The organism is Desulfovibrio legallii (assembly GCF_900102485.1).
GTDB classification, from domain to species: domain Bacteria; phylum Desulfobacterota; class Desulfovibrionia; order Desulfovibrionales; family Desulfovibrionaceae; genus Desulfovibrio; species Desulfovibrio legallii_A.
In genome coordinates, this window is the sequence record NZ_FNBX01000004.1 from 113,364 (window position 1) to 137,433 (window position 24,070).

Annotated in this window: 25 protein-coding genes; 16 read left to right on the forward strand and 9 right to left on the reverse strand. The window is 63.7% G+C overall.

Annotated elements, in window-relative coordinates; genetic code table 11:
- Positions 1 to 27 precede the first annotated feature (27 nt).
- From bioA to BLS55_RS03930, 3 genes are all read right to left on the reverse strand, one after another.
- The gene (gene bioA / locus BLS55_RS03920) at positions 28 to 2,172 is read right to left on the reverse strand and encodes an adenosylmethionine--8-amino-7-oxononanoate transaminase (protein ID WP_092153059.1); all 2,145 of its coding nucleotides are present in this window, start codon (positions 2,170 to 2,172) and stop codon (positions 28 to 30) included.
- Positions 2,147 to 3,109: a biotin synthase BioB gene (bioB, locus tag BLS55_RS03925; RefSeq protein ID WP_092153060.1), complete on the reverse strand. Its 963-nt coding sequence runs from the start codon at positions 3,107 to 3,109 to the stop codon at positions 2,147 to 2,149. The genes bioA and bioB overlap by 26 nt, the downstream gene beginning before the upstream one ends.
- Positions 3,110 to 3,220: 111 nt before the next feature.
- The gene (locus BLS55_RS03930; protein ID WP_092153061.1) at positions 3,221 to 3,619 is read right to left on the reverse strand and encodes a Ros/MucR family transcriptional regulator; all 399 of its coding nucleotides are present in this window, start codon (positions 3,617 to 3,619) and stop codon (positions 3,221 to 3,223) included.
- Between the two features lie 629 nt (positions 3,620 to 4,248).
- Between BLS55_RS03930 and BLS55_RS03935 the strand changes: the two genes are divergently transcribed.
- The 4 genes from BLS55_RS03935 (at position 4,249) to hmcF (ending at position 7,376) form a co-directional block, all read left to right on the forward strand.
- A complete protein-coding gene (locus BLS55_RS03935) occupies positions 4,249 to 4,539 on the forward strand; it encodes a hypothetical protein (protein ID WP_092153062.1) in 291 nt (96 codons plus the stop codon).
- A 266-nt stretch (positions 4,540 to 4,805) separates the two neighbouring features.
- A complete protein-coding gene (locus tag BLS55_RS03940; protein ID WP_092153063.1) occupies positions 4,806 to 5,210 on the forward strand; it encodes a cytochrome c3 family protein in 405 nt (134 codons plus the stop codon).
- 51 nt (positions 5,211 to 5,261) lie between these two features.
- Positions 5,262 to 5,942 carry a sulfate respiration complex protein HmcE gene (gene hmcE / locus BLS55_RS03945; protein WP_092153064.1) on the forward strand — a complete coding sequence of 227 codons (681 nt, stop codon included), beginning with the start codon at positions 5,262 to 5,264 and terminating at the stop codon, positions 5,940 to 5,942.
- A gap of 42 nt (positions 5,943 to 5,984) precedes the next feature.
- Positions 5,985 to 7,376 carry a sulfate respiration complex iron-sulfur protein HmcF gene (gene hmcF / locus BLS55_RS03950; RefSeq protein ID WP_092153065.1) on the forward strand — a complete coding sequence of 464 codons (1,392 nt, stop codon included), beginning with the start codon at positions 5,985 to 5,987 and terminating at the stop codon, positions 7,374 to 7,376.
- 194 nt (positions 7,377 to 7,570) lie between these two features.
- Here hmcF and BLS55_RS03955 read toward each other — a convergent pair whose 3' ends face one another.
- Positions 7,571 to 7,924: a response regulator gene (locus BLS55_RS03955; protein ID WP_092153066.1), complete on the reverse strand. Its 354-nt coding sequence runs from the start codon at positions 7,922 to 7,924 to the stop codon at positions 7,571 to 7,573.
- Positions 7,848 to 8,387: an RrF2 family transcriptional regulator gene (locus BLS55_RS03960; RefSeq protein WP_092153067.1), complete on the reverse strand. Its 540-nt coding sequence runs from the start codon at positions 8,385 to 8,387 to the stop codon at positions 7,848 to 7,850. Before BLS55_RS03960 ends, BLS55_RS03955 begins: the two co-directional genes overlap by 77 nt.
- A gap of 316 nt (positions 8,388 to 8,703) precedes the next feature.
- Between BLS55_RS03960 and BLS55_RS03965 the strand changes: the two genes are divergently transcribed.
- A complete protein-coding gene (locus BLS55_RS03965) occupies positions 8,704 to 9,150 on the forward strand; it encodes an RrF2 family transcriptional regulator (RefSeq protein ID WP_092153068.1) in 447 nt (148 codons plus the stop codon).
- A 430-nt stretch (positions 9,151 to 9,580) separates the two neighbouring features.
- On the opposite strand, the gene BLS55_RS03970 is transcribed toward BLS55_RS03965, so the two are convergent.
- The 3 genes from BLS55_RS03970 to BLS55_RS03980 are packed head-to-tail and all read right to left on the reverse strand — an operon-like array spanning position 9,581 to position 11,881.
- On the reverse strand, positions 9,581 to 10,099 hold the full coding sequence (locus BLS55_RS03970) for a threonine/serine exporter family protein (RefSeq protein ID WP_092153069.1): 519 nt from the start codon (positions 10,097 to 10,099) through the stop codon (positions 9,581 to 9,583).
- Entirely contained in the window at positions 10,096 to 10,986 is an 891-nt protein-coding gene (locus tag BLS55_RS03975) for a threonine/serine exporter family protein (protein WP_092153070.1), read from the reverse strand. Before BLS55_RS03975 ends, BLS55_RS03970 begins: the two co-directional genes overlap by 4 nt.
- A 1-nt stretch (position 10,987) precedes the next feature.
- Positions 10,988 to 11,881: a Rossmann-fold NAD(P)-binding domain-containing protein gene (locus tag BLS55_RS03980; RefSeq protein ID WP_092153071.1), complete on the reverse strand. Its 894-nt coding sequence runs from the start codon at positions 11,879 to 11,881 to the stop codon at positions 10,988 to 10,990.
- Positions 11,882 to 12,074: 193 nt separating this feature from the next.
- On the opposite strand from BLS55_RS03980, the gene BLS55_RS03985 reads away from it, so the two are divergent.
- The 7 genes from BLS55_RS03985 to BLS55_RS12395 all read left to right on the forward strand — a co-directional run bounded on the left by BLS55_RS03985 (position 12,075) and on the right by BLS55_RS12395 (position 18,361).
- Complete coding sequence (locus tag BLS55_RS03985; protein WP_092153072.1) at positions 12,075 to 12,728, forward strand: HAD family hydrolase; 654 nt, start codon at positions 12,075 to 12,077, stop codon at positions 12,726 to 12,728.
- A 21-nt stretch (positions 12,729 to 12,749) separates the two neighbouring features.
- A complete protein-coding gene (locus BLS55_RS03990; protein WP_092153073.1) occupies positions 12,750 to 13,427 on the forward strand; it encodes an ATP-binding protein in 678 nt (225 codons plus the stop codon).
- A gap of 161 nt (positions 13,428 to 13,588) precedes the next feature.
- On the forward strand, positions 13,589 to 14,530 hold the full coding sequence (gene metA, locus BLS55_RS03995; protein WP_092153074.1) for a homoserine O-acetyltransferase MetA: 942 nt from the start codon (positions 13,589 to 13,591) through the stop codon (positions 14,528 to 14,530).
- A gap of 23 nt (positions 14,531 to 14,553) precedes the next feature.
- The gene (locus tag BLS55_RS04000; RefSeq protein WP_092153075.1) at positions 14,554 to 14,997 is read left to right on the forward strand and encodes an RrF2 family transcriptional regulator; all 444 of its coding nucleotides are present in this window, start codon (positions 14,554 to 14,556) and stop codon (positions 14,995 to 14,997) included.
- On the forward strand, positions 14,981 to 15,817 hold the full coding sequence (gene nifU / locus BLS55_RS04005) for a Fe-S cluster assembly protein NifU (RefSeq protein WP_092153076.1): 837 nt from the start codon (positions 14,981 to 14,983) through the stop codon (positions 15,815 to 15,817). The genes BLS55_RS04000 and nifU overlap by 17 nt, the downstream gene beginning before the upstream one ends.
- A 2-nt stretch (positions 15,818 to 15,819) precedes the next feature.
- A complete protein-coding gene (gene nifS / locus BLS55_RS04010; protein WP_092153077.1) occupies positions 15,820 to 16,974 on the forward strand; it encodes a cysteine desulfurase NifS in 1,155 nt (384 codons plus the stop codon).
- Between the two features lie 913 nt (positions 16,975 to 17,887).
- On the forward strand, positions 17,888 to 18,361 hold the full coding sequence (locus BLS55_RS12395) for a bacteriohemerythrin (protein ID WP_373886019.1): 474 nt from the start codon (positions 17,888 to 17,890) through the stop codon (positions 18,359 to 18,361).
- A gap of 159 nt (positions 18,362 to 18,520) precedes the next feature.
- Here the strand turns inward: BLS55_RS12395 and ilvA are convergent, their stop codons facing one another.
- Entirely contained in the window at positions 18,521 to 20,059 is a 1,539-nt protein-coding gene (gene ilvA / locus BLS55_RS04020; protein WP_092153079.1) for a threonine ammonia-lyase, biosynthetic, read from the reverse strand.
- A 434-nt stretch (positions 20,060 to 20,493) separates the two neighbouring features.
- Between ilvA and hisD the strand changes: the two genes are divergently transcribed.
- The 4 genes from hisD (at position 20,494) to BLS55_RS12275 (ending at position 23,889) form a co-directional block, all read left to right on the forward strand.
- On the forward strand, positions 20,494 to 21,798 hold the full coding sequence (hisD, locus tag BLS55_RS04025) for a histidinol dehydrogenase (RefSeq protein WP_092153080.1): 1,305 nt from the start codon (positions 20,494 to 20,496) through the stop codon (positions 21,796 to 21,798).
- A gap of 24 nt (positions 21,799 to 21,822) precedes the next feature.
- Positions 21,823 to 22,704 carry a phosphoribosylaminoimidazolesuccinocarboxamide synthase gene (locus BLS55_RS04030; RefSeq protein WP_092153081.1) on the forward strand — a complete coding sequence of 294 codons (882 nt, stop codon included), beginning with the start codon at positions 21,823 to 21,825 and terminating at the stop codon, positions 22,702 to 22,704.
- A gap of 260 nt (positions 22,705 to 22,964) precedes the next feature.
- Positions 22,965 to 23,735, forward strand: a complete 771-nt coding sequence (locus BLS55_RS04035; protein WP_092153082.1) for an enoyl-ACP reductase FabI — start codon at positions 22,965 to 22,967, stop codon at positions 23,733 to 23,735.
- A gap of 28 nt (positions 23,736 to 23,763) precedes the next feature.
- Entirely contained in the window at positions 23,764 to 23,889 is a 126-nt protein-coding gene (locus BLS55_RS12275) for a hypothetical protein (RefSeq protein ID WP_257243127.1), read from the forward strand.
- Positions 23,890 to 24,070 lie beyond the last annotated feature (181 nt).

Genomic DNA, 24,070 nt, shown 5'->3' on the forward strand with positions numbered 1-24,070 from the left:
TGCGGGGGCAGCAGCGCAACGTGCAGGTTACAGGCGGTGCGCCCCTGCGCGCAGCGCTCCCCGCACGGCAGCGCACAACCGGGCCGCATCCTCCGGCGGCGTCGCAAAAGGCGGCATGAGGTAGATGAGCCGGTTGAAGGGCCGCAGCCACACCCCAGCATCCACAAAATAGCGCTGCAGCCGGGCCGTGTTGACGGCCTGCCGCGTTTCCAGCACACCGATGGCCCCCAGCACGCGCACGTCCGCCACGTCCGGGTGCGCGGCGCAGGGGGCAAGCCCCTCGTGCAGGGCCGCTTCCAGCCCCGCCACCTGTCCAGGCCAGGCGTTTTCAGCCAGCAGATCCAGGCTGGCCCCGGCCACAGCGCAGGCCAAGGCATTGGCCATGAAGGTGGGGCCATGCATCAGCGCCCCGCCGTTGCGGCAGATGTCCGCAGCCACCTGGTCCGTGCAGGCCGTGGCGGCCAGGGTCAGCACGCCGCCCGTCAGCGCCTTGCCGCAGCAGAGAATGTCGGGCGTTATGCCCGCCCACTCCGCCGCGAACATTCTGCCTGTACGGCCGAAGCCCGTGGCGATTTCGTCCAGAATAAGCAGCGCCCCCGCCTTGCGGCACAGCTCCGCCAGGCCGCGCAGATAGTCCGGATGGTAAAACCACATGCCCCCGGCCCCCTGGACGATGGGCTCCAGGATGACGGCAGCCGTTTCCGCCCCGTGGGCCTCCAGCAGACGGCGGGCGTCGTCCAGGCTGGAGGGATCAAAAGGCTGGTCAAAACGGCAGGCGGGCCGTTCCATAAAAATCTGCTCCGGCAGCACGGCCCTGAACAGGCTGTGCATGCCCGTCACGGGATCGCAAACGGACATGGCCCCAAAGGTATCGCCGTGGTAGCCCCCGCGCGGGGTGAGAAAGCGCGTGCGCTGCGCCTCCCCCCTGCCCTGCTGGCACTGGAGGGCCATTTTGAGGGCCACCTCCACGGCCACAGAACCGGAATCGGCAAAAAAGATTTTGCCGAGCCCGGCGGGCATAAGGGCGAGCAGGCGCTCCGCCAGGGCCACCGCCGGTTCGTGGGTCAGGCCGCCGAACATGATGTGCGGCATGCGCGCGCTCTGTTCCCGCAGGGCCGCCAGCAGCCGCGGATGGTTATAGCCGTGGATGGCCGCCCACCAGGAGGACATGCCGTCCACCAGCTCCCGCCCGTCGGCGAGCAGGATGCGGTTGCCCCGCGTGGCCCGCACGGCGTCCAGAACCGGCGGCGGCCAGGCGGCGGCGTAAGGGTGCCAGACGGCCGCGTGGTCGCGCCGGATCAGCGCGGCGGCAAGCTCCGGCCCTCCGGCCTCAGGCGCGGCTGCAGTGGTCGGGCCAGAGGGCGCGGCCAGCGCCGCGCAAGGCTGGACCAACGGCTTCAGGCGGTCTGCCAGCAGATCCCAGGCGGCCGCATCCAGGTGCGGCAGCCGCGGCAGCTCCACTACCGGCGCATCGGATCCGGCAGCCAGCAGACGCTTGCGCAACAGGCGGGCCGTATCCGCCAGCATGGCAGGCACGTCCACGCCGGGGCAGCCGGCGTCCGGCCGGGCGGCGGGAATCAGCACAAGCCCGGCCAGCGGCAGACGCCGCGCCGCCAGGGCTTCCAGAGAAAGAAGAATATGGTTGATGCCGCCCAGGCAGTTGCCGCCCGCCAGCAGCACCGGCAGGCCCAGCTGCGCCATAAGGTCCAGCTGGTCTTCGCTGTCGTTGAGGGGCACGCGCAGCCCGCCCGCCCCTTCCAGCAGGAGCAGATCCGCGCCGCAGGTTTGGGCGTGGGCCGCTATGTCCGCCGCAAGCCCGGCGCAGGCAAGCTGCGTCCCGGCGCGGGCGGCGGCCAGGTGGGGGGAGGCAGGCAAGGGGAAGCAGCGCAGGCAGGCCGCCGGGGGCACGGGCGAAGCGCCCTGGGGCAGGTCGGCCACGGCCGCGGCATAAACCGTCATATCCGCCTGCGGGGCGCTGCGCAGGGCCTTGGGCGGCACGCCGGTCTGCACCGGCTTCACGGCCTGGGCAACCACGCCGGCCAGGCGCAGGGCCCGCAACAGGGCCGCTGTGGTCACGGTTTTGCCCACATCCGTGCCGGATCCGGCCACAAACAGCCCACGCAGGGCAGGCCGCCGGGGCGCGGACTCAGGAAGCCGCGGCGCAGACGCCATCGCCGTCCACCTCCAGGCCCAGGTCGGCCAGCATTTGCAGATCGTTTTCCAGACCCTGGCCGTGGGTAGTCAGATAGTCGCCCGTCATGAGGGCGTTGGCCCCGGCGGCAAAGACCTCCGCCTGCCGCTCGCCCAGGACCAGCGGCCTTCCGCCGCAGATGCGCAGGGTGGCCGTGGGCAGGATGTGCCGGAATACGGCCACAATGCGCAGGGCTTCCTCCGCCGAAAGGGGCTTTTGCCCGGCCAGCGGCGTCTGCGGATGGGGATGCAGAAAGTTCATGGGCACCTGACGCACCCCCAGCTCCTTAAGGCTGAAAGCAAAGGCCACCCGGTCCTCCCAGCTCTCGCCCAGGCCGAACAGGCCGCCCGTACAGGCCGTGAACCCGGCGCGCATGCCGCGCAGCACGGTTTCCCGCCGCTGCTCCCAGGTCTGGGTGGTGCAGACGCGCGAATAGTACGCCCTGGAGGTTTCCAGATTGTGGTGGTAACGGCCAAGCCCGGCGGCCGCCAGCTCCGTAAGCTGCGCCTCGGTGAGTCGTCCCAGGGAAGCGCAGACCCGCGGCCTAACCTCGGCGGGCAGCCCGGCGATGAGCGCGCGCAGACGGGCGAACTCCTCCCCGCTCAAGGCTGCGCCGCTGGTGACGACGCCGATATGGGCCACAGGCAGAGTGGCCAGGTGCAGGATGCGTCCCCGCAGTTCCTGGTCGGACAGCAAGGGAAAGACGTCAATGGGCGTGTGGTTGTGCCGGCTCTGGGAGCAGAAACGGCAGTCCATGGCGCAGTTGCCGCTGCGGGCGTTGATGATGGCGCAAAGGACGATGCGACGACCGAAGGCCGCCTCGCGCAGGGCGGCGGCCCGCTCCATAAGACGGGGAAGCGGCAGCGCCAGCAGGTCCAGAGCCTGGGCCGGCGTGCCCACAGAGAGCAAATCCTTCATGACGGCAGAAACCTGAATGGCGGGAAAACCTGATGCGCCGCCGTCGCCGTCCGGCGCGGACGACCGGAACGGCAAACGGCGACGCGAAAAACAGCGGATCCGGACACGGGGCTACTGCACCTTACGGCGCTTTTCCCACAGCTTCATGTCCTTCATTTTTTTGCGGCGTTCGCGCTGCAGGGCCTTGCAGACCAAGGGGGCGTCCTTTTTGAAGCCCCACTTCTCGCGGTATTCGGCAGTGGACATGCCGTGGCTGGCAAGATGACGCTTGGTGAGGATTTTGAAGCTCTTGCCGCACTCCAGGCAGGTGACGGACTTTTCTTTCACCGATTTGCGGGCTTCCTGGGCCATTTCGGTGCTGTCCATTTCCAGCGGGGCTTCCCCTTCGGCCACGGCCCGGATGCCCTGCGCCACTTTCTGAATGAAGGTGGCGATCTCCTCTTCGCTCATTACCCGTACCCCGGCCTGTGCCCGGGTAATTTCCAAAGCCTCTTTCAAATAATCATCCATAGCTACCTCTGGTTGTCGGCGCCACGATGCCGCGTGGGCATTGCAGTGGGCAACAGTGACAAATTTACACAGAACAATATACAGCACGTTATCCAATGGCCGCACCATACACAGGAGACACTGCTCCGTCAATATTTTCGCGCTCCGCAGCCTGGAAATTGTATTCAATACCAATGTACGGAAGCGCGTCAGAAACTTTTTTTGTCGACATCATATTGCCATCAATTTCACAATAAAAAACTGCAACGAAAATATGGCTATTGGTAAGGCGTCGGGCAAAAAAAGATCGTGCTTTTGCCTTGGCACAACAGCGCTGGCCGACGCTTCTGTTGCAACAAGGCATAAACCAAGTTTTACGCTATGTAACTAGAGAAAACTTAACCCCTTGAGGTCTGTAGCGTTACAATAGATTGTTATTTTTTTCTCATGACGCCTGTGTGCAAGCCCCTGCACAGGCAAAAGGGAGAATTTTTTTTAGCACAAAAGCCCATACGGGCTTGACGTAGTATTTTTAATATGAGAATAATTTTGTAGGAATTAATTCCATCGTATTTTTTACAATTTAATTGCTCTTTACACCTGCCTCATATATATTGAGGCACAGCCGCGTATGACGCAAGGGAGATGCCATGTCAGCGTTGTCCGACCGTGAGTTTCTGGCCGAGGAAATGTGCGCCCTGTACTCCCGTCTGACGGGCGAGGAGGCCGCGCCGGCCGATCTGGAGCTGGCGCGCAGGCTTGCACAGGAAGAAGAGCCTCACGACCACTGGCTTGAGACCGGCAAACTGGATTACGAATCCCGTCTCTTCCTTTATATGGCGGCGGCCTACGCCATGCGCTGTATGAAGCGCGACACGTACCGCTGTGCGGTCTTTATGCGGAGCGCGGCCACGGCTCTGGCCAACGAGGCCCGAGCCTGACGCAACGCCACGGAACCAGGGGGAATCCCGCTGCAGGTGCGCGGGATTTCCTTTAAAAAGCGGAGCATTGGGGGCACAAGCCTCCCCCAAGCTGCAAGCCTGCCTTGGGCGGGCGTCGACGCACGGCGTCTGCGTCCGCCAAGCGGGCCAATGCTCCCGCATCCGCCTGAGCAACTGCAACGTTGGGTTGCTCTTTCATCTTGTACCCGGCGCTGGTTTATACCGGGGAAAAACCACCAGGACCTGTCAGGAAGCAAGGAACTATCATGCGGGAAAAACCTTTCGGATGCAGAACCACCCTCCCCTGCCTGCTGTTCGTGTGCTTCGCCCTGGCCTTGCCGTCAGGCGCGGCCTACAGTGCGGAGCGCATCCCCATCACCACCCCTGCCGTCAACGCCAAGAAGATGCCGCAGGTGTTCTTTAACCATGACGCCCATGTGGCCTATGTGGAAAGCGTGGATGGCGATTGCTCCACCTGCCACAACATGACGGACGACGGCCTTTCCGAAACCCTTAAGGACGTGACCGCCGCCCCGGCCGCCAAACAGGTGGAGTACATGCACGCCACCTGTACCGCATGCCACGTCAAGGCGGGCAAGGGGCCGCGTCTGGTCTCTTGTCGCACCTGTCACAGTGAAGCCATCGCATCTGAAAATGCCGGTAAAAAATGATCGGTCGGCGGTGCGCCATTATTTGCAGTCTATGTGAGGAGGCAGAATCAGATGCTTGATTTTATTACTGGACCCCTTTTTGTTATTTCACTTGTCATCTTTTTCGTGGGGCTTCTGCTCCGCGCCGTTTTCTATGTGCGCGGCCTGGATTCCAAGCTGGAGCGCGTAGCCTACCGCTACCATGCGGATCGCTCCATCCCCGGCGCGCTTGCGTCCATTTTTAAGTGGCTCGTCCCGGCCGGCACCTGCGGCTGGCGCGCCCAGCCCGCGGCCACGCTGCTCTTTTTTCTGCTGCACTGCGGCGCGGTGCTGATTCCGCTTTTTCTTTTGGGGCACACGGTACTGCTGGAACATTATACGGGCATCAGTCTGCCGGCCCTGCCCGGCGCTTTGGCGGACATTCTCTCCATCGCCGCGGTGGCTGGCCTTGTGCTGCTGGCCCTGCGCCGACTGGCCGTTCCCGCCCTGCGCCAGCTCAACAGCGGCCAGGACTGGCTTATCCTGCTCCTGACCTTTCTGCCCTTTGCCACCGGCCTTATGGCCCGGCTTAACACCGCCTCGTATGAAAGCTGGATGATCGCGCATGTGCTTTGCGGCGAATTGTTCCTCATCCTGGCGCCCTTCACCAAGCTCTCGCACATCGTGCTCTTCTTCATGTCCCGCGCCCAGATCGGCATGGATTTCGCCATCAAACGCGGCGGCGCCACCCGTGGCGGCGCTTTCCCCTGGTAGCCGGGTTCATCGAAGCATTTTTTTGCCGGAAAGGAGCAAACAATGTCCCAGACCCTGTGCAACAACATCCCTGTCACTACCAAGGAAGGTATCCTTGAACTGCTGAAAGACAAGGGCGGCGCACAATACTACAGCCAGATGAAAGAAATGAAAGTGGACCAGGAGGCCCTGGCCCGCGATCTGGAAAAAACCTGCAAGTCCCGCACGCGCACCTGGCTCAATATCTGTGCCCACTGCGCCATGTGTGCGGACAGCTGCTTTTTTTACAAAACCAACAATAACGACCCCACCCAGATACCTTCATACAAAATCCAGTCCACCCTGGGCGAGATGCTGCGCCGCAAAGGCAAGGTGGATACGGAATTTATGATCAAGTGCATGGATACCGCCTGGGGCAAGTGCACCTGCTGCAACCGCTGCGCCCTGTACTGCCCCCACGGCATTGATACGGGCGTTATGTTCAGCTACCTGCGGGGCATCCTTTTCAAGCACGGCTTTGTGCCGTGGGAAATGAAAATCGGCTCCGGCATGCACCGCGTTTACGGCGCGCAGATGGACGTCACCGAGGAAGACTGGCTGGAAACCTGCGAATGGATGGTGGAGGAAAATCAGGACGAATGGCCTGATCTGGAAATTCCCGTGGAAAAGGAAAATCCGGAAGTCATGTACATCCTCAACGCCCGTGAGGTGAAGCACTATCCGGAAGACATCGCCCAGGCGGCTATCCTCTTCCACGTCACCGGCACAGACTGGACCGTGCCCCGCGAAGGCTGGGAAAACACCTCACTCACCATGTTCGCCGGGGACTGGGAAGGCTGCGGCCAGAACGTCAAACGTATTTATGCCGCCATTGAGCGCATCAAGCCCAAGATGGTAGTGGGCACGGAATGCGGCCACGCCCACCGCGGCACTGTGGTGGAAGGCCCCTACTGGGCCGGGCAGGAAAGCGGCGATCCGCCGGTGCCTTTCCTGCACTATGTGGAATGGGTGGCCCTGATGCTGCGCACGGGCAAACTGAAGATCGACCCGGCCAAAAAAATCAAGGTGCCCTGCACGTTGCAGGATTCCTGCAATTATGTGCGCAACCACGGGCTCGGCAAAGCCACGCGCGAAATCATGGGCTATATCGCCGAAGATTTTCGTGAAATGTCGCCCCATGCCGACCACAACTTCTGCTGTGGCGGCGGCGGCGGGCTCAACGGCATTGGCCTTTACCGCAAAGAACGCAATATCGGCCTCAAAAACAAGCTGGACCAGATCAGGGCCACCGGCGCGGAGCTGGTCATCACCCCGTGCCACAACTGCTGGGACGCCATCCGCGACATGATGGAAGTGTACGAAGAGCACAACATCAAGTGGTCCTTCCTCAAGCCCTTGCTGGTGAACATGATGGTGGTGCCGCCCCACATCAGGCACAATCCGCCTGAGGAATAACAGGACGCGGCCTGGCGGCGGGCGTTTGCAGGGGGGAGGCCCCCGGCGGGCGACGGCGACCAGGCCGCACGGAAGGAGCGTGGCCGGTTTACAGTCCTTTTGCAGACCGCGCGCCTTCCCAGAAGCCAGCACGCCTGCGGGCCGGGCAACGACGATCCCCGTGCCCGGCCCGCAGGCGAGAACGCCAGGGCAGCTCAGGCCAGCGCCGCCGCCACGCAGTGCAGCAAATCCTCGCAGGTACAGGATTTGGGCAGTACGGGAGCCTTGGTGCCGAAGGCCACGGGTCTAGGCCCCACATCGGTACAGACAATGGCCGGAATATCTCTGGTGCGGCTGTTGCGGCGCAGGCGGCTGTACATAATGGTGCCGGAGGTGCCTTCCAGCTCCACGTCAAAAATGATGCAGTCCGGCAGATCCTCGTCAATGAGCGCCAGGCACTGGTCACAATTGCAGGCGGCGCTCACCCGGTATTCACGCTGAAGGAGCGCCTGCGACAGCCTGCTTCGACTTGCGGCATCGCTGTCGACCAAGAGAATATGCTTTTGCATGCGAGCCCCCCGCCGGCGCTTCCGTCGGCTTTCGGTTTGCGGTTTCAGTGCTGCGCCGGGCGGGACGGTGGGCCGCCCTGCTCTGGCGCACGGAACCAAGGGTGACCAAGGTAAGAGAATGCTGCAACGAACGCGCGGCTTTGTCCCAGACATCAAGGGCCGTTTTGCCCCGGGGCGCTTCGGGGGAAACGCCGGGCAGGGTTATGCCCCCCTCCACTGCGGCGATAATGTCCGCCAGGGTGATGGCGTCGGGGCTTCGGGCCAGCATATGGCCGCCGGCAATGCCCCGGAGGCTTTTCACAATCCCCTCGGCCTGCAGCAGGCGCATGATTTTCTGTACGAACTTTTCCGAAATGCCGGTACACGCCGCCAGCTCCGAAGCCGATGCGGGCACGGCGTCACTTTGTTCAGAAAGGCACAACAGCAAGTGCAGGGCATGGCAAGCCATAGTGGAAATACGCATGATAAGTCCTTGCAATCTATTGGAGAATTTTTTTGTTAACCATACTATATATGTCTAATTTAGACTGCTTTACTCATGTTTACTTCAAGCGGCAATCCCCGTCAAGCCTTAAGAAATGCCTAAGGCCCATGGCGCTGTGCCGCACTGTGCTGCTGAAAATGTGAATACTTTCTCAAACAAGAAAAACTAAAAAATTCAGGGATGCCAAATCGTCAGACTTCTGCGTATAGTAGAGCGGCCCGACCGCGCGTCAGGCGCGGGAGGCCCCTGCGGCACGGCCCCGCCTGCCGCTTGCAACAGCCCTATGGGGGATAGAATGAAACTTTCCGCGAAGACCCGTTATGCCGCCAGAATCCTGCTTTATCTGGCCAGATACGGTATTGAAAAGCCCGTTTCCTCCAGCATGCTGGCCACACAAACGGGCATCAGCTCTCAATTTATCGAGCAGATCCTGCGCCAACTGCGCCTTGCGGGCATTACGGGCAGCATTCGCGGCGCGCGGGGCGGGCATGTGCTGCTGCGCAAGCCCGAAGAACTGACCTTTGGCTGCATCGTCAAATTGATGGAAGGCGGCATTGAACTTTCCGGCTGCCTGGAAAAACCCGGCAACTGCGTCCGCTTTGACGGCTGCGAAGTGCGGCGGGCCTGGGAGAACCTGCAGGCCACCCTGGACGGCGTTTTTGAATCCATCACCCTGCGCGACCTCATGCAGGACGACAGGATTTTGTCCTCCAGCCCTCCCCCTGGGGGCAGCCCTAACTGAGCCTGGCTTTTGGCGCATACCCTGCAGGAAGATTGGCTCTGAGGGCAGCCAGGCGCGCGCCCCGGCACAAACCTGGCAGCCAGACGCATTGCCCTGGTGGGGCGAAGGGGTTGGGGCGGCCGCCGGAACCATGAGGCGCACCAGAGCGGGCGCGGCGGCTTGGGAAAACGCAGAGCCTTCGGCAGCAAAAGACTCTGGCCGGCTGCGGCATCGGCCCGCCGCAAAGGCGCACGCGCAGATCTCCCGCGTAAATACGCACCACAGGGGGTAGGGCTCTTAGGGCTCTGGCCTCTGCGAATGCCCCTTCCCAAGGGCCACCTGCAGAAAATGGATGCGGCGGCTGTCGGTGTACGGCAGCCGCCTCGTTTCGCTCCTGTCCCTGGCACCCTGTTGCCACAGGAAAAACGCCGTGCGCCAACTTCCGCAGGGCTCACCCTGCCCGTCGGACGCGCCGCAAAATCTGCCGCCAGAATCGCGGCAAAGGCGCGTCACGGTGCAGCAGCAAAAGGGGCAGAATAGCCCCGATGGCCAGGCCGCTCATGATAAAAAAGGCCGTAAGCCCGTTAAAGACCACACTTACCAGCAGATCCTGCCGCTGCGCAACGCCGACCGCGCCGAGAAACTGAAGGATAGCCAGAATGGCCTTGTAGGCGAACATGCCGGGCACCATGGGCAACAGCGCGGGAAAGACAAACATTTCCGCCGGGGTATGCCAGCGATTGGCGCAGGGGATGCTGGCCAGGCCGATAATGGCGGCCGCGCACAATGATGCGCTGCTGATGCCCATGGAAGTGGCGTGCAGCAGCAGGGTGCGGGAAACGTGCCCCAAGGCCGCCAGGCTCCCGGCCACGGCGGCAATGCGCAGCGTGGGCCGCGAAATGGCGGCAAAGCCCACGGCCGCCACCGCGGCAAACAGGCCGTCGCTCAGGTAGAACACCAAAGGGCTCACAGCGAATCCACCCCCAGCAGCAGCATGGTCAGCGCAAGCCCCAGGGCAATGCAGACAATGAGCGTGCTGGCCTGAACCAGGCGAGATACGGCCATAAGCACATGCCCGTCCAGAATGTCCATCATGGCGTTAATGAGGGGGATGCCGGGGATGAGAAACAGCACGCTGGCGGCGATGGCCGTCTGCGGCGTCGTGCCCCAGCCGAAGATAAGCCCCGGCGAAGCCAGCATGGAGGCCGTGAACGCGGAGCAAAAAAAGGTGATCTTCATGTCCATGCCCCAGTGCAGCAGCTTTTGGCGCAGATAAAACGCCGCCAGCGTGGCGCAGAACACCAGGCCCATGGCGATGGCGTCGCCGTCGAAAAGCCGACAGAAGGCGGCGTTGGCGCAGGCCACCAGAAAGCGCAACAGCACGGGATTGAGCACGGGCACAGCCAGAATGGCGTCGAACCGCCGCCGGGCTTCGTCCAGATCCAGGCCCTCGTCGCCGATATGCCAGCTCAGGGCATTGAGGGCCGCCACCCGCTGAAAGTTGGGCGCGCCGCTCACGATGGCGCAGACTGCGGTGCGCCGTTCCTGCGGGATGCCGCTGGGTGCGGGCTTGACCACAGAGATGGTAAAATGCCGCGAGAGCATGGCCAGCTCCACGTCAAAGCCGTACGCCTTGGCAATGCGCGCCGTATTGCGGTCTACCCGGCTGGTCTGCGCGCCTGCCGCCAGCTGCACGGAGCAGAACGTCTGCAAAAATTCAATAAGCTCACGGGCAGCGGGCGCGGCGCGGGGCGCGCTCCCCGCAGGAAGCGCCACGCCCGCGCCGTCCGAAAGGCCGCCGTCTCGTCCCCCTTTTTGTGGGGAGAGGGCGACGCTTTGCCGTGAACCGGTGGTCATTTTACAGCTCGCGTTCGTTGTCCAGAAAAACCCAGTGCAACATGCGCTTGTGCACCCGCAGGCGGTATTCGGCCTGCTGCACCAGTAAGGAGGCCTTGCTGGCCAGAATCTCGTCCGCCACGCCGATGGCCGAAACGGGCGAGGCGCTCAGCAGCAAGCGCGCATTGGGTTCTGCCAGGGCCATGAGCCTGGCGTCCACCCGCCACACGGCGCGCTCCTCGGCCGTCAGCCCGCTGCGGCAGCCGGCAAACACATAGTTGGCCCCTTTGACCGCTTCTTCGGGGCTGTCCACAAAGATGACCTCCGTGCCCAGACGCGCCACGGCTTCTTCCAGAGGACGCCGGTCCACCTGCGCGGGCAAGGCCACCCGCAGCCGGAAGGGGAACCAGGCGGAGGCCTCAATAAGCGAATGGAGCGTGCCGTTGACGCAGCCCAGCCAGGCGCAGGTCAGGGTATCCAGATAGCGGGAGCAGAGCAGCATGCAGGAGATGTCCGCCAGGGTGTGGGCGGGGTGCGCATCCGGGCTGCCGGCGTTGATGAGCGGGAAGCGCAGGTGCGTCGTCTCCATCTCCCAGCCCCGCACAGGCAGGCCGTAGACGTACATGCAGTCCAGATAGTAGCTGAAAATGGGCAGAAGCTGCTCGCGGTAGTCGTCCATTTCAGAACGCCAGATGCCGCGGTTGCCCTCATAGACGACGGAGCCGCCCATCTGCCGCACCGCGGCGGAAACGCAGAGACGTTCGGGCAGGGAATGCTGGGCAAAGACCAGCAAGGCCACGCGCTGAGTCATGAAGTCCGTCTGCAGTTTGGGATCGGGCATGCCCAGAGCCTGCTGCACCAGCAGCCAGCAGGCAGTCTCGCCCAGGTCTTTGATGGTCAGAATGTGTCGCGCCATACGGCCTCCCGAAATAAGACCCCACGAATTCCGCCCGGCCCGCGCGCCGTTGCCGCCGCGCCTCCGGCCGGATGCCGCAGAGGTCTTTAAAGTATCAAGGGCCTTTCCCCCTGTCCAGCGTGGTCCAGCCTTACGGGCTTGTGGAAGGGGGGGCTTTTCCGCTACACTGCAGCCACCTGAGCCAGGAGCAGACATGAAAGCCTTTATTTTTGATCTCGACGGCACACTTCTCAACAGCCTTGAAGACATCGCCCAATCCTGCAATGTGGTGCTGCGCCGCCACAGCTGGCCGGAGCATCCCCTGCCCGCCTACCGGCAGATGGTGGGGCGCGGCTTTGACTATCTGGTGCGCAGCGCCCTGCCTGCCGACGTTCTGGCCGAGCTTGCGCCGGAGGGCCTGCGGCCCCTGGTGGAGGAAGCCCGCGCCTGGTACGGCGGCCACATGTGCGAACACACCCGGCCCTATGACGGCCTGGATGGGGCGCTGCAGGCCCTTTGCGCCGGGGGCCGCGTTCTGGCCGTGCTTTCCAACAAGCCGGACGAACTCACCACCGATCTGGTGCGGCGCTATTTTCCCGGCATCCCCTTTGCCCTGGTGCGCGGCGCGCGGCCGGGCGTGCCCCTCAAGCCGGACCCTGCCGCCCCGCGCGAAATGCTCGCCGCCTTAGGCCTCGCCGCCAAAGACGCCTGCTATGTGGGCGACAGCGATGTGGACGTATATACCGCGCGCAATGCCGGCATGACGGCCGTGGGTGCCGGCTGGGGTTTCCGCGGCGCGGCGGAGCTTGAGGCCGCCGGCGCGGCATGCGTGCTGGACGCGCCAGGCCGCTTGACCGAACTTCTCTGAACCCTGCACACGGAGCATCCTATGCAACGGCTCATTATCGAAATCGATGCAGACAAGTGCGACGGTTGCGGCCAGTGCGTGCTGGACTGCGCCGAAGGCGCCCTGGCCATTGTGGACGGCAAAGCCAAGCTGGTGAGCGACGTCTTCTGCGATGGGCTCGGCACCTGTCTCAACTGCCCCAAAGGCGCGCTCAAACTCACCGAGCGCGAGGCCGCCCCTTTTGACGAGGCCGCGGCCCTGGCCGCCAAGGCGGGGCGCGTTGCCGCCCCCAGGCCGCAGGGGGGCTGTCCCGGCGCTGCCGCGCGCACGCTGCGCCCTTTGTCCGCGCCTGCCGCAGCCGCCCCTGGGGAGCTGCGCGCGCAGCTTTCTTCCTGGCCCATCCAGCTCCGCCTTGTGCCGCCCAGCGCCCCTTTTCTGCAGGGCGCGCACCTGCTGCTGGCGGCCCACTGCGCGGGCTTTGCCCTGCCCGCCCTGCATCAGGACTGGCTTGCCGGGCGCATCCCCCTTATCGCCTGTCCCAAGCTGGAGGACAACGCCCTCCTGCTGGAGCGCCTCACGGCCCTGTTGGCTGCGGCCGAGGCCCAAAGCCTCACCGTGCTGCGCATGAGCGTGCCCTGCTGTGGCGGCCTTGAACGGCTGGCCCACAAAGCGGCGGCAGGGCTCTCCCTGCCCGTGACCTGCGAGGTGGTGCGCCTGTGAGCGGCGCCGCGGCGGCAGAGCCGCCCCAGGCTTTTATCAAAAAATGCGTGTTCCCATACCTTGACAAAACATAGTAAAGAGCTATGTTTTAAACACGCGCAGCGGCAGGCGCGATCAGACCCGCCGCAGCGCGCAACCATTGAGAAAAGTGCGAGGAGACCATGCCCATCAAGATTCCGGCGGACCTGCCGGCCTGCGCAGCCCTGGAAGGCGAAAACATCTTTGTGATGACGGAAGACCGCGCCGTACAGCAGGATATACGCCCGCTTGAGATTGTCATCGTCAACCTCATGCCCACCAAGATCGCCACCGAGACGCAGCTGCTGCGGCTTCTGGGCAACAGCCCCCTGCAGGTCAACATTACCCTGCTCCGCACTGAGGCGCACCAATCCAAGAATACCCCGGCCCGGCATCTGGAGCGGTTTTACAAGACCTTTTCCGAAATCCGCCACGGCACCTTTGACGGCATGATTGTCACCGGCGCGCCCGTGGAGCATCTCCCCTTTGAGGATGTGGACTATTGGCGCGAGCTGCTGGAGATCATGCGCTACGCCCAGAACCACGTCTACTCCACCCTGTACATCTGCTGGGCGGCCCAGGCTGCGCTCTACCACTTTTACCGGATCCCCAAGCATGTGCTGCCGGCCAAAATTTCCGGCATTTTCGAGCATGAGGTGCTCCAGCCTGCGTGTCGGCTTTTCCGGGGTTTTGACGATACGTTCCTGGCCCCCCACTCCCGCCACACCGAGGTGCGCGAAGAAGACGTGCGCCAGGAGCCGCGCCTGCGCGTGCTTGCCCGCTCGGCCGAGGCGGGCCTTGCCCTGTTGGAGACTGTAGACCATTCCCAGGTTTTCATGACCGGGCACCTGGAATACGACCGCGGCACGCTGGATGAAGAATACCGCCGCGATCTGGAGCGGGGCCTGAACCCCGCGCCGCCCCGGCACTACTACCCCGGCGATGATCCCACGGCCATGCCCGCCATGCACTGGCGCGCGCACGCCCACCTTTTTTACAGCAACTGGCTCAACTATTATGTGTACCAGGAAACCCCCTTCAGCCTCACGGCCATCGCCGAGAACCGCCAGACCCCGGGCGTCTGACCGCAGCACACGCGAGGAACGCTATGCGATTTTCCACCAGAACCCGCTATGGATTGCGCTTTTTACTGCGCCTGGCCGCCCAACCCAAAGACAGCCTGCTGCAACTGGGCCAGGTGGCTAAAGAGGAAAACATCTCGTCCGGCTACCTGGAGCAGATCGTCCGCGCGCTCAGGCCCATGGGCATTCTGCGGGCCGTGCGCGGCTCCGGCGGCGGCTACGCTCTGGCCAGAGCCCCGCGAGACATTAATATGGAAGAAGTCTTTCAGCACCTGGAGGGAGAAATCTCTCCGGTCCGCTGCCTGACCCAGGGGCGTCACTGCCAGCGCGAAACCCACTGCTCCACCCGCGGATTCTGGAGCGAACTGGACGAGCACATCCGGGGTTTTTTACGGCAGCGCAGCCTGCAGAACATCATCGATTCCGAGAAGCCCTTCGCTTCAGGAGGCAACCATGTGGAACTACACTAAGACCGTACACGATCATTTTCTCCACCCCCATAACGTGGGGCCCCTCAACGGCGCCAACGCCGTGGGCGAAGTGGGCAGCCTGGCCTGCGGCGACGCCCTCAAGCTCTACCTTAAGATCGACGGGGAGGGCATTATCCGCGACGCCAGCTTTGAAACCTTCGGCTGCGCCAGCGCCATTGCCTCCAGCTCCGTGCTTACGGACATGGTCAAGGACATGAGCGTGGAGGACGCCCTCAAGCTGACCAATAAGGACATCGTCAACGCCCTGGGCGGCCTGCCCCGGCAGAAGATGCACTGCTCCGTCATGGGCCAGGAAGCCCTGGAGGCCGCCATCCGCCAGTGGAAGGGCGAACCCCCCGTGCCCCACGCCCAAGAAGAAGGCAAGCTGGTCTGCAAGTGCTTCGGCGTCACGGACGCCCAGATTATCCGCACCATCCGCGAAAACAACCTCAAAACTGTGGAAGAGGTCACAAACTACACCAAGGCTGGCGGCGCGTGTGGCGAATGCCTGGACGAAATAGCCGAAATCCTCGCCACAGAGCTCAAGCAGAAGCCCCTGGTGGAACTGAAGCCCCGGCCCCGCCTTACCAATGTGCAGCGCATGCAGAAGGTGCTCCAAACCATTGACGAGGAAATCCGCCCCCGTCTGAGCGTGGACGGCGGCGACATCGAGCTGGTGGATGTGGACGGCCCCCGGGTGGTGGTATCCCTGCGCGGACGCTGCTCTCAGTGCCGCGCCAGCGACGTGACCATCCGCGACCTGGTGCAGAAAGCCCTGCGCGAACATGTGGAGCCCGATATCGTGGTGGAGGAGGCCTAACCATGAAGACCATCTATCTGGACAACAACGCCACCACGGCCATCGCGCCGGAAGTGCGCGACGCCATGCTGCCCTACCTGGGCGAGCTCTACGGCAATCCCTCCAGCATGCACACCTTCGGCGGTCAGGTGGCCGGCGCGGTGGAAGGGGCCCGCGAACGCATGGCCGCCCTGCTGGGCGCAAAGCCGGAGGAAATCATCTTTACCTCCTGCGGGTCGGAAAGCGACAACGCCGCCATCTGGGCCGCCATCCAGACCCAGCCGGAAAAGCGCCGCCTGGTCACCACCAGAGTGGAACACCCGGCCGTGCTCAACGTCATGCAGTACTGGGAGCGCCAGGGCTACCACGTCACCTACCTTGGCGTGGACAGCAAAGGCCGCCTGGACCTGGACGAATACGCGGCGGCGCTCACCCCGGACACGGCCCTGGTCTCCATCATGTTCGCCAACAACGAGGTGGGCAACATCTATCCCGTGCAGCGCCTGGCGGAAATGGCCAAAGAACGCGGCGTGCTCTTCCATACGGACGCGGTGCAGGCCGTGGGCAAAACGCCCATCGACCTGGCCCACCTGCCCGTGGACATGCTCTCCCTTTCCGGCCACAAGCTGCACACGCCCAAGGGCATAGGCGTGCTCTATGTGCGCAAGGGCGTCCGCTTCCGGCCCTTCCTGCGTGGCGGGCATCAGGAAAACGGCCGCCGCGCGGGCACGGAAAACGTGCCTTATATCGTGGGCCTGGGCGTGGCCGCGCAACTGGCGGCCGCGCACATGCAGGACGAGCGGGTAAGCGTGGCCCTGCTGCGCGACCGTCTGGAACAGGGCCTCACCGCCGCCATACCAGAATGCATGGTCAACGGCGATGTGGAAAACCGCCTGCCCAATACCACCAACATCGCCTTCAAAAACGTGGAGGGCGAGGCCATCTTGCTCATGCTGGACCGCCTGGGCATCTGCGCCAGCTCCGGCTCCGCCTGCACCTCCGGCAGTCTGGAGCCATCGCATGTGCTCCGGGCCATGGGCGTGCCTTTCAACTACGCCCACGGTTCCGTGCGCCTCTCCCTCTCGCGCTACACCACAGAGGAAGAAGTGGACTTTGTGGTGGCCCACTTCCCGGAGGTTATTGCAACCCTGCGGGCTATCTCGCCTTATAAAAATTAGCCCAGGGCGCACTGCCGCCTGCTGCGCCGTATGCAAAGGCTCCCCGGCCCGTCCGGGGAGCCTTTGCATACGGCGCACAAACGTACTTATATATTTTTTATTTAAAATCTAGACTGTTATTCAGACATGTGTATGTACCGCTTGATTCTGCCACAAAATTGCGGTAGAAATAGGCTGCATATGCCCGCAATGCTTTGCTGTGGCAATCAGGCAGACGTTCTTTACAGCAAAAACACCCCGTAGTTCGCTCCACGCCCCAGGGAAACCACCCCCAGCCGTCATCCTGTTTTGCATCGCCTGCCCCTCCTGAATCCCTACCCTATGGGGCGCTGCTCTCACCTTACCATGCGCTCCTGCGCGCCAAGGATTTTCTATGCCTACAGCCCTGCTTTTTCTAACGCTTGCGCCTTTGGTTGCCTTGAGCGCCCTGGCTGTCCCCGCGCCCTTTGTGCCCGTGCCTGTGGTGCTGGCCGTTCTTTTTGCCGTCAGCGGTCTGGCGCTGGCCTGGCGCGGGCTGTTGGCGCCTTTGCGCCGCCTGGCGCATGCCGAGGACGCCCCCCTGCCGGAAACGCCCACGGGCTCCTGCAGCGCCGTGGCAGAGGTTTTTGCCGCGCTGCAAGAGCGTCAGAAGCGGCAGGAAGACGCCTACGCCCGTCTGCTGCGTGAAAAAGAGGAAAATTTCCAGGACGCCGTGGAGTGGCACGAAAAATATTCGGTGGCCATCACGGGCCAGGGCATGGTCCGCGCCATTCTGGACAAGGTGACGGAAAAGCTGCAGAGCCTGGCCGCCAGGCTGCCGCAAGAGACCAGACCGGAGGAGGACGCCCACACCCGCGCCTGCCGGGCCTTTATGGCGGAGTCGCTGGAAAACGTCCTGGGGGAACTGACCTACTGCGCCAAGTACCTGGACCAGATGAACGTCTTTCTGGGGGAAACCATCGATACGGAAAAAAAGGCGGAACTCGGCGAGCAGGACTACTTCCAATGGTCCGAGAGCTACTCCACGGGCGTGCCCGTCATTGACGGGCAGCATAAGCTCCTGCTTTCCTACATCAACAGGCTGGCGCGCAACATCAACCAGGGCAGCGATCCCGACCTGCTGCTGGAGATTCTGGACAATCTGGCGGGCTATGCCTTCACCCACTTCAATACGGAAGAAATTTTCTTTGCCCACTCCGGCTACCCGGACGCCGGCAAACATATCCGCAACCACCGCGAATTCAAGCAGACCGTGGCCGAATTCCGGCAGGCTGTAGACGAAGGCACGGCCCATGTGGACAGACACCTTCTGGAATTTCTGAAAAACTGGCTTATTAAGCACATCCAGGGCATGGACACCAGCTACGCCCCATATGTGCGCCAGCGTGCGGAAAAACAGGAGGCATAGACAGCGCAACCGCCCATGCCCCGCGCAGGCGCAGGCCGCAATGCCGTATCTCTGACGCCCCCGCCGGAAACCGCAAAAGACGCGGTTTGTGCGGAGGCGGCCGTCCACCCAGGCAGGACTTTGCCGCGCGGCGGCCGCATCCGGCGCGCAAGGGCCGGGCTACTTCTCGTGCCAGCCCAGAAACATCCGGTAGGCGGGGTTGGCGGTTTCCTCCACATGCGGGTAGCCCATGCGCTCCACGCGGGCCAGAAAGTCCTCAAAATCCGTCCGTTTTTCTTCAGGGGCTTCAAAGCCCACCAGCACGCGCCCGAAATCCGCGCCGTGGTAGCGATACTGAAAAAGGGTAATGCTGAAATCCACCCGCATGGCGTCCATGAAATCCAGCAGCGCGCCGGGCCGTTCGGGGAAGGTGAAGCGCAGCAGGCGCTCGTGCAGCACCTGCGGGGCATTGCCGCCCACCAGGTGGCGCAGGTGCACCTTGGCCAGCTCGTTGTCCGTAAGGTCCAGGGCCTCGAATCCGTGGCCGCGCAGCTCGCCGAGCACTTCGGCCACGTCCTCCCTTCCGTTAATTTTGACGCCCACCAGCACCCTGGCCCGCTGTGGATCGGAATAGCGCGTGCACAGCTCCGTAATGTTGCGGCTGCCGAAGGCGGCGCAAAGCTGGCGGAAGCTGCCCACAGTTTCCGGAATGGTGACGGCCAGCAGAGCCTCGCGCTGCGCGCCGATCTCGGAGCGGTCCACCACATGGCTCAAGCGGTCGAAATTCATGTTGGCCCCGCTCACCACGGCCACCAGGGTGGTGTCGTGCAGGCCGCCTTCTTTGGCATAGGCCCGCAGTCCCGCCAGGGCAAGAGCGCCGGCGGGCTCCGCCACCACGCGCGTATCCTCAAAAATATCCTTGATCGCGCCGCAGATGGCGTCCGTTTCCACCGTGACGATGTCGTCCAGCAGGTCGCGACAAATGGCAAAGGTCTCCTCGCCCACCAGCTTCACGGCCACGCCGTCGGCAAACAGCCCCACATGGGCGAGCTCCACCCTTTTCCCGGCCATGACGGAACGCCGCATGGCGTCGGAATCCACAGGCTCCACCCCGACAACGCGGATCTCCGGCCGCAGATTTTTGATGTAGGCCGCCACGCCCGCCGCCATGCCCCCGCCGCCGATGGGCACGAACACCGCGTGGATGGGCCCCGTGTGCTGCCGCAGGATTTCCATGGCTATGGTGCCTTGGCCCGCAATGACGTCCGGGTCGTCAAAAGGGGGGATATAGATGCAGCCCGATTCCTGGATCAGCTCCAGGGTATGCTGCCAGGCGTCGCTGAAAGATTCGCCGTACAGCACCACCTGCCCGCCCAGTCGCCGTACGGCCTCCACCTTAATGGCGGGCGTGGTCACGGGCATGACAATGGCAGCCTCGCAGCCCAGCCGCCGGGCCGCCAGCGCCACGCCCTGGGCGTGATTGCCCGCGGAGGCGGTGATCACCCCCCGGCGGAGCTCCTCGCGCGAGAGGTGCGCCATTTTGTTGTAGGCCCCGCGCAGCTTGAAGGAGAACACCGGCTGCAGATCCTCGCGCTTGAGCAGTACGGTATTGCCAAGGCGGCGCGAAAGGGTCGCGGCCTCTTCCAAGGGCGTTTCCACCGCCACGTCATACACGCGGCTGAGTAAAATTCTGTGCAGATAGGCGCTGTGTTTGTCCATGAACGCTCCTTGGGGCTTCAGGCTTCGGGCGGGGGGCTGATCGGAACAGGCGCTCCGGCGGGCGCACCGTCGCCGCGTGGCTCCAAGCTATATACCGCCAGGCCGCTGGGCTCAAGTGCGGCGGATTCGCGCCAAGGTCGAGCTTGAGGCCCAGGCGAGGGAACGGGCCAGGGAGCAGAAGGCCGCCCTCAAAAGGTAGATTCTCGTCTTGAGCAGTTACGAGCCTTACGAGCCCCAATTAGATGCGGTGCCCCTGCCCGGTACAGCCTCGACATTCTTCGTCGGCTTTTGTATATTCGCTCTTCCGAAATGAGGACCGAAGCGGCGCCCCCGCCCGTCGGCCCGCAGGCCGGGCGGCAGAACGGGCGCCGCCCCGCATGATCCATTCCGTCGCCCCCGGCGACCGCAAGCCCGCACAGGAACTTGAACCAGCTATGACCTGTCGGATTCTGAGCCTGCAACACCCGCAGGAATGGCCCAAGATGTCCCAGTGGCTGCAGGGCCGCCGCAACCCCGGCAACGGGGCCGAAGCGGCCGTACAGGAGATTCTGGCCGCCGTGCGCGAACGCGGCGACGCGGCCCTGGTAGACTATACCCGCAAATTCGACTGCCCGGATTTTGCCCCGCCCCTGCGCGTGACCGAGCAGGAAATCGCCCGCGCCGCCGCCACGGTGAGCATTGAAAACCGGGAAATCATCAGCGCCGCCGCGGCCAACATCCGCATCTTTCACGAAGCGCAGGTGGAAAAATCCTGGTTCCTCACCCGCCAGGACGGCAGCATCCTGGGCCAGCAGGTAACCCCCGTGGACGCCGCCGGCCTTTATGTGCCCGGCGGCCAGGGCGGCAACACGCCGCTTATTTCCAGCCTGCTCATGAGCGCTATCCCCGCCCAGGTGGCGGGCGCGCCCCGGCTGGCCGTGTGCACGCCCCCGCGCGCGGACGGCAGCGTCAACCCCCACATCCTGGCTGCCGCGCACCTGCTGGATATCGACGAGGTCTACCGCGTGGGCGGGGCCTGGTCCATCGCGGCCCTGGCCTTCGGCACTGAAAGCCTGCCCCCCGTGGACGTCATCGCCGGGCCGGGCAACATCTTTGTGACCACAGCCAAGCGCCTGGTGCAGGGACAGGTGGGCATAGACATGATCGCCGGGCCCAGCGAGGTGCTGGTGGTGGCGGACGCTTCCGCCAATCCCGCCTGGCTCGCGGCGGACATGCTCTCGCAGGCCGAGCACGACGCCCTGGCCTCGGCCATCTGCGTCACCGACGACGCCCGCCTGGCAGAAACCCTGAACCTGGAGCTGAAAAAACAGTGCGCCGCCCTGCCGCGCGCCGCCATTGCCGCGCGCGCGCTGGAGGATTGGGGGGCCATCGTCCTCACGCCCGACCTCAACACGGCCGTGGCCGTAGCCAACCAGGCGGCGCCCGAGCACCTGGAGCTCTGCGTGCGCGATCCCTGGGCCGTGCTGCCCTTCATCCGGCACGCCGGGGCCGTGTTCATGGGCCAGCACAGCCCGGAAGCGGTGGGCGATTATTTTGCCGGGCCCAACCACGTGCTGCCCACCCTGGGCACGGCGCGCTTTTCCTCGGCCCTTTCGGTGCAGACATTTTGCAAAAAAACCAGCGTGGTGGCCGCATCTTCCGCCTTTTTGCAGCAAAACAAGGCAGCCATTGCGGCCCTGGCCCGGATGGAAGGGCTGGAGGCCCACGCCCGCTCCGTGGAGGCGCGGGGCAGAAAATAGCGCGGCTTTTCCGCGGGAGTTCCCATGAAAGTTGTGGTCAAGACTGAAATAGACGCCTACCCCCTGCTCTCGCGCGGCAAAGTGCGCGACATCTACGCGGTGGACGCAGATACCCTGCTCATCGTCACCACGGACCGCATGTCCGCCTTTGACGTCATCATGAACGACCCCATCCCGTACAAAGGCGTGATTCTGAACAAAATCACCCTGTTCTGGATGGAAAAATTTAAAGACATCATCCCCAACCACCTGCTGGAAAGCGATGTGGCCCGCTTCCCCGCGGCGCTCGCGCCCTGGAAGGAGGAGCTGGAAGGCCGCGCCGTTCTGGTGCGCAAGGCCAGGCCCCTGCCTGTGGAATGCATTGTGCGCGGCTACATCACGGGTTCCGGCTGGAAAGACTACCAGACCACCGGCACGCTCTGCGGCTACGCCCTGCCCGCCAACCTGCGCGAATCCGACCGGCTGGATCCGCCCCTGTTCACGCCTTCCACCAAGGCGGCCCTGGGGCAGCACGACGAAAACATCAGCGTGACCAGGGCAGCGGAAATTCTGGGGGCGGAAACCGCCGCCCAGGTGGAGCGGGCCTCCCTGCAGATCTATGCCGCCGGACGCGCCTGGGCGGCGGAGCGGGGCATTATCGTTGCCGACACCAAATTCGAGTTTGGCTTTATTGACGGCAAGCTGCACCTGATTGACGAAGTGCTTACGCCCGATTCCTCGCGCTTCTGGCCGGCCAAGGGCTATGAGCCCGGCCATGGCCAGCCCAGCTTCGACAAACAGTACCTGCGCGACTGGCTCAAAAAACAGCCCTGGAACATGCAGCCGCCCCCGCCGGCCCTGCCTGCGGACATTATCGAAGCCACGGCCGCCCGCTACCGCGAGGCCTACGACATCCTGACAAAGTAACCCCGCTTTCGCGCGGCTGCAGGCCCCCCCTGCGGCCGTGCGCCTGCAGGCCCCTGCGCGGCGCTTGCGCCATTGCCGCCTGCGGGGCGCGCAGATGCGGGGTGATTTCCCAGGTTTTTACTGTTATAGTCGTGCCACTGCGCTGCGGCAGACGCGCGCGACGGATTCTGCGCCGGGCTTTCCCCGGATTGCGGCCCCCTGCCGCGCAAACCTGAACCATGCCCGGAACATCCGGCCCCCTACAGCAAGGAGGAGAATCCATGCTGCTGCAAGGAAAAAAAGCCCTGATTATGGGCCTCGCCAACAACAGAAGCATTGCCTACGGCATAGCCTCCGCCCTCAAAGAACAGGGCGCGCGCCTGGCTTTCAACTATGTGGGCGAAGCCATCAAAAAGCGCGTGGAGCCCCTCAGTGCGGAGCTGGGCGGTGAATTCACCTTCCAGTGTGACGTGTGCGACGACGGCCAGATAGCCGACGCCGCGGCCCTGGTGAAAGACCACTGGGGCGACCTGGACATCCTGGTGCACTCCGTGGCCTTTGCCAACCGGGAAGACCTCAATGGCCGTTTTCTGGATACCTCCCGGGACGGCTTCAAGCTGGCGCTGGAGGTTTCGGCCTTTTCTCTTACGGCTCTTTGCCGCGCCTTTGAACCCCTGTTCCACGACGGCTCCTCTGTCGTTACCATGACCTACCACGGCTCCACCCAGATCATCCCCGGCTACAACGTCATGGGCGTGGCCAAATCAGCGCTGGAAGCCTCCGTGCGTTATCTGGCTTACGACCTGGGCCCCAAGGGCGTGCGCGTCAACGCCATCAGCTCCGGCCCCATCAAGACGCTGGCGGCCTCGGCCGTCTCCAGCCTCAAAGACATTTTTACCCTGGTGGAGAACCACGCCCCCCTGCACCGCAACGTGCGCACCACGGATGTGGGCGGCGCCGCCGCCTTCCTGGCCTCGGATCTGGCCCACGCCGTTACCGGCCAGGTGCTCTATGTAGACAGCGGCTTCAGCAAAATGGGCGTGCCCGCCTGAAGGCGGCGCCGTTGCTCACGGAAATCACATGGATTACGCAGTTCTCAACGCCTTAGGCATTACTGTTCTGGCTGTCCTGGCCCTGTGGGTTTTTGTGCGCGCGGCGCGCAAAGAACAAAACCGGCGCGACCAGGACGACAAGAAAAACCTTTGAAGCATTGTGGCCGGCTGGCGCCCGCCCCCGCCCCGGCGGCGACGCGGCGGGCCAGCTGCGCCGTCGGGCCGTGCGCCTGACGCCAAAAGCGGCTTCCCCAAAAAGGGCTGAGCGCCGCAGGTCCGCCGGCACGCCGCGCGGGCCGCAACAGACAAAAGCAGAACCCGCACAAGCATTTTTT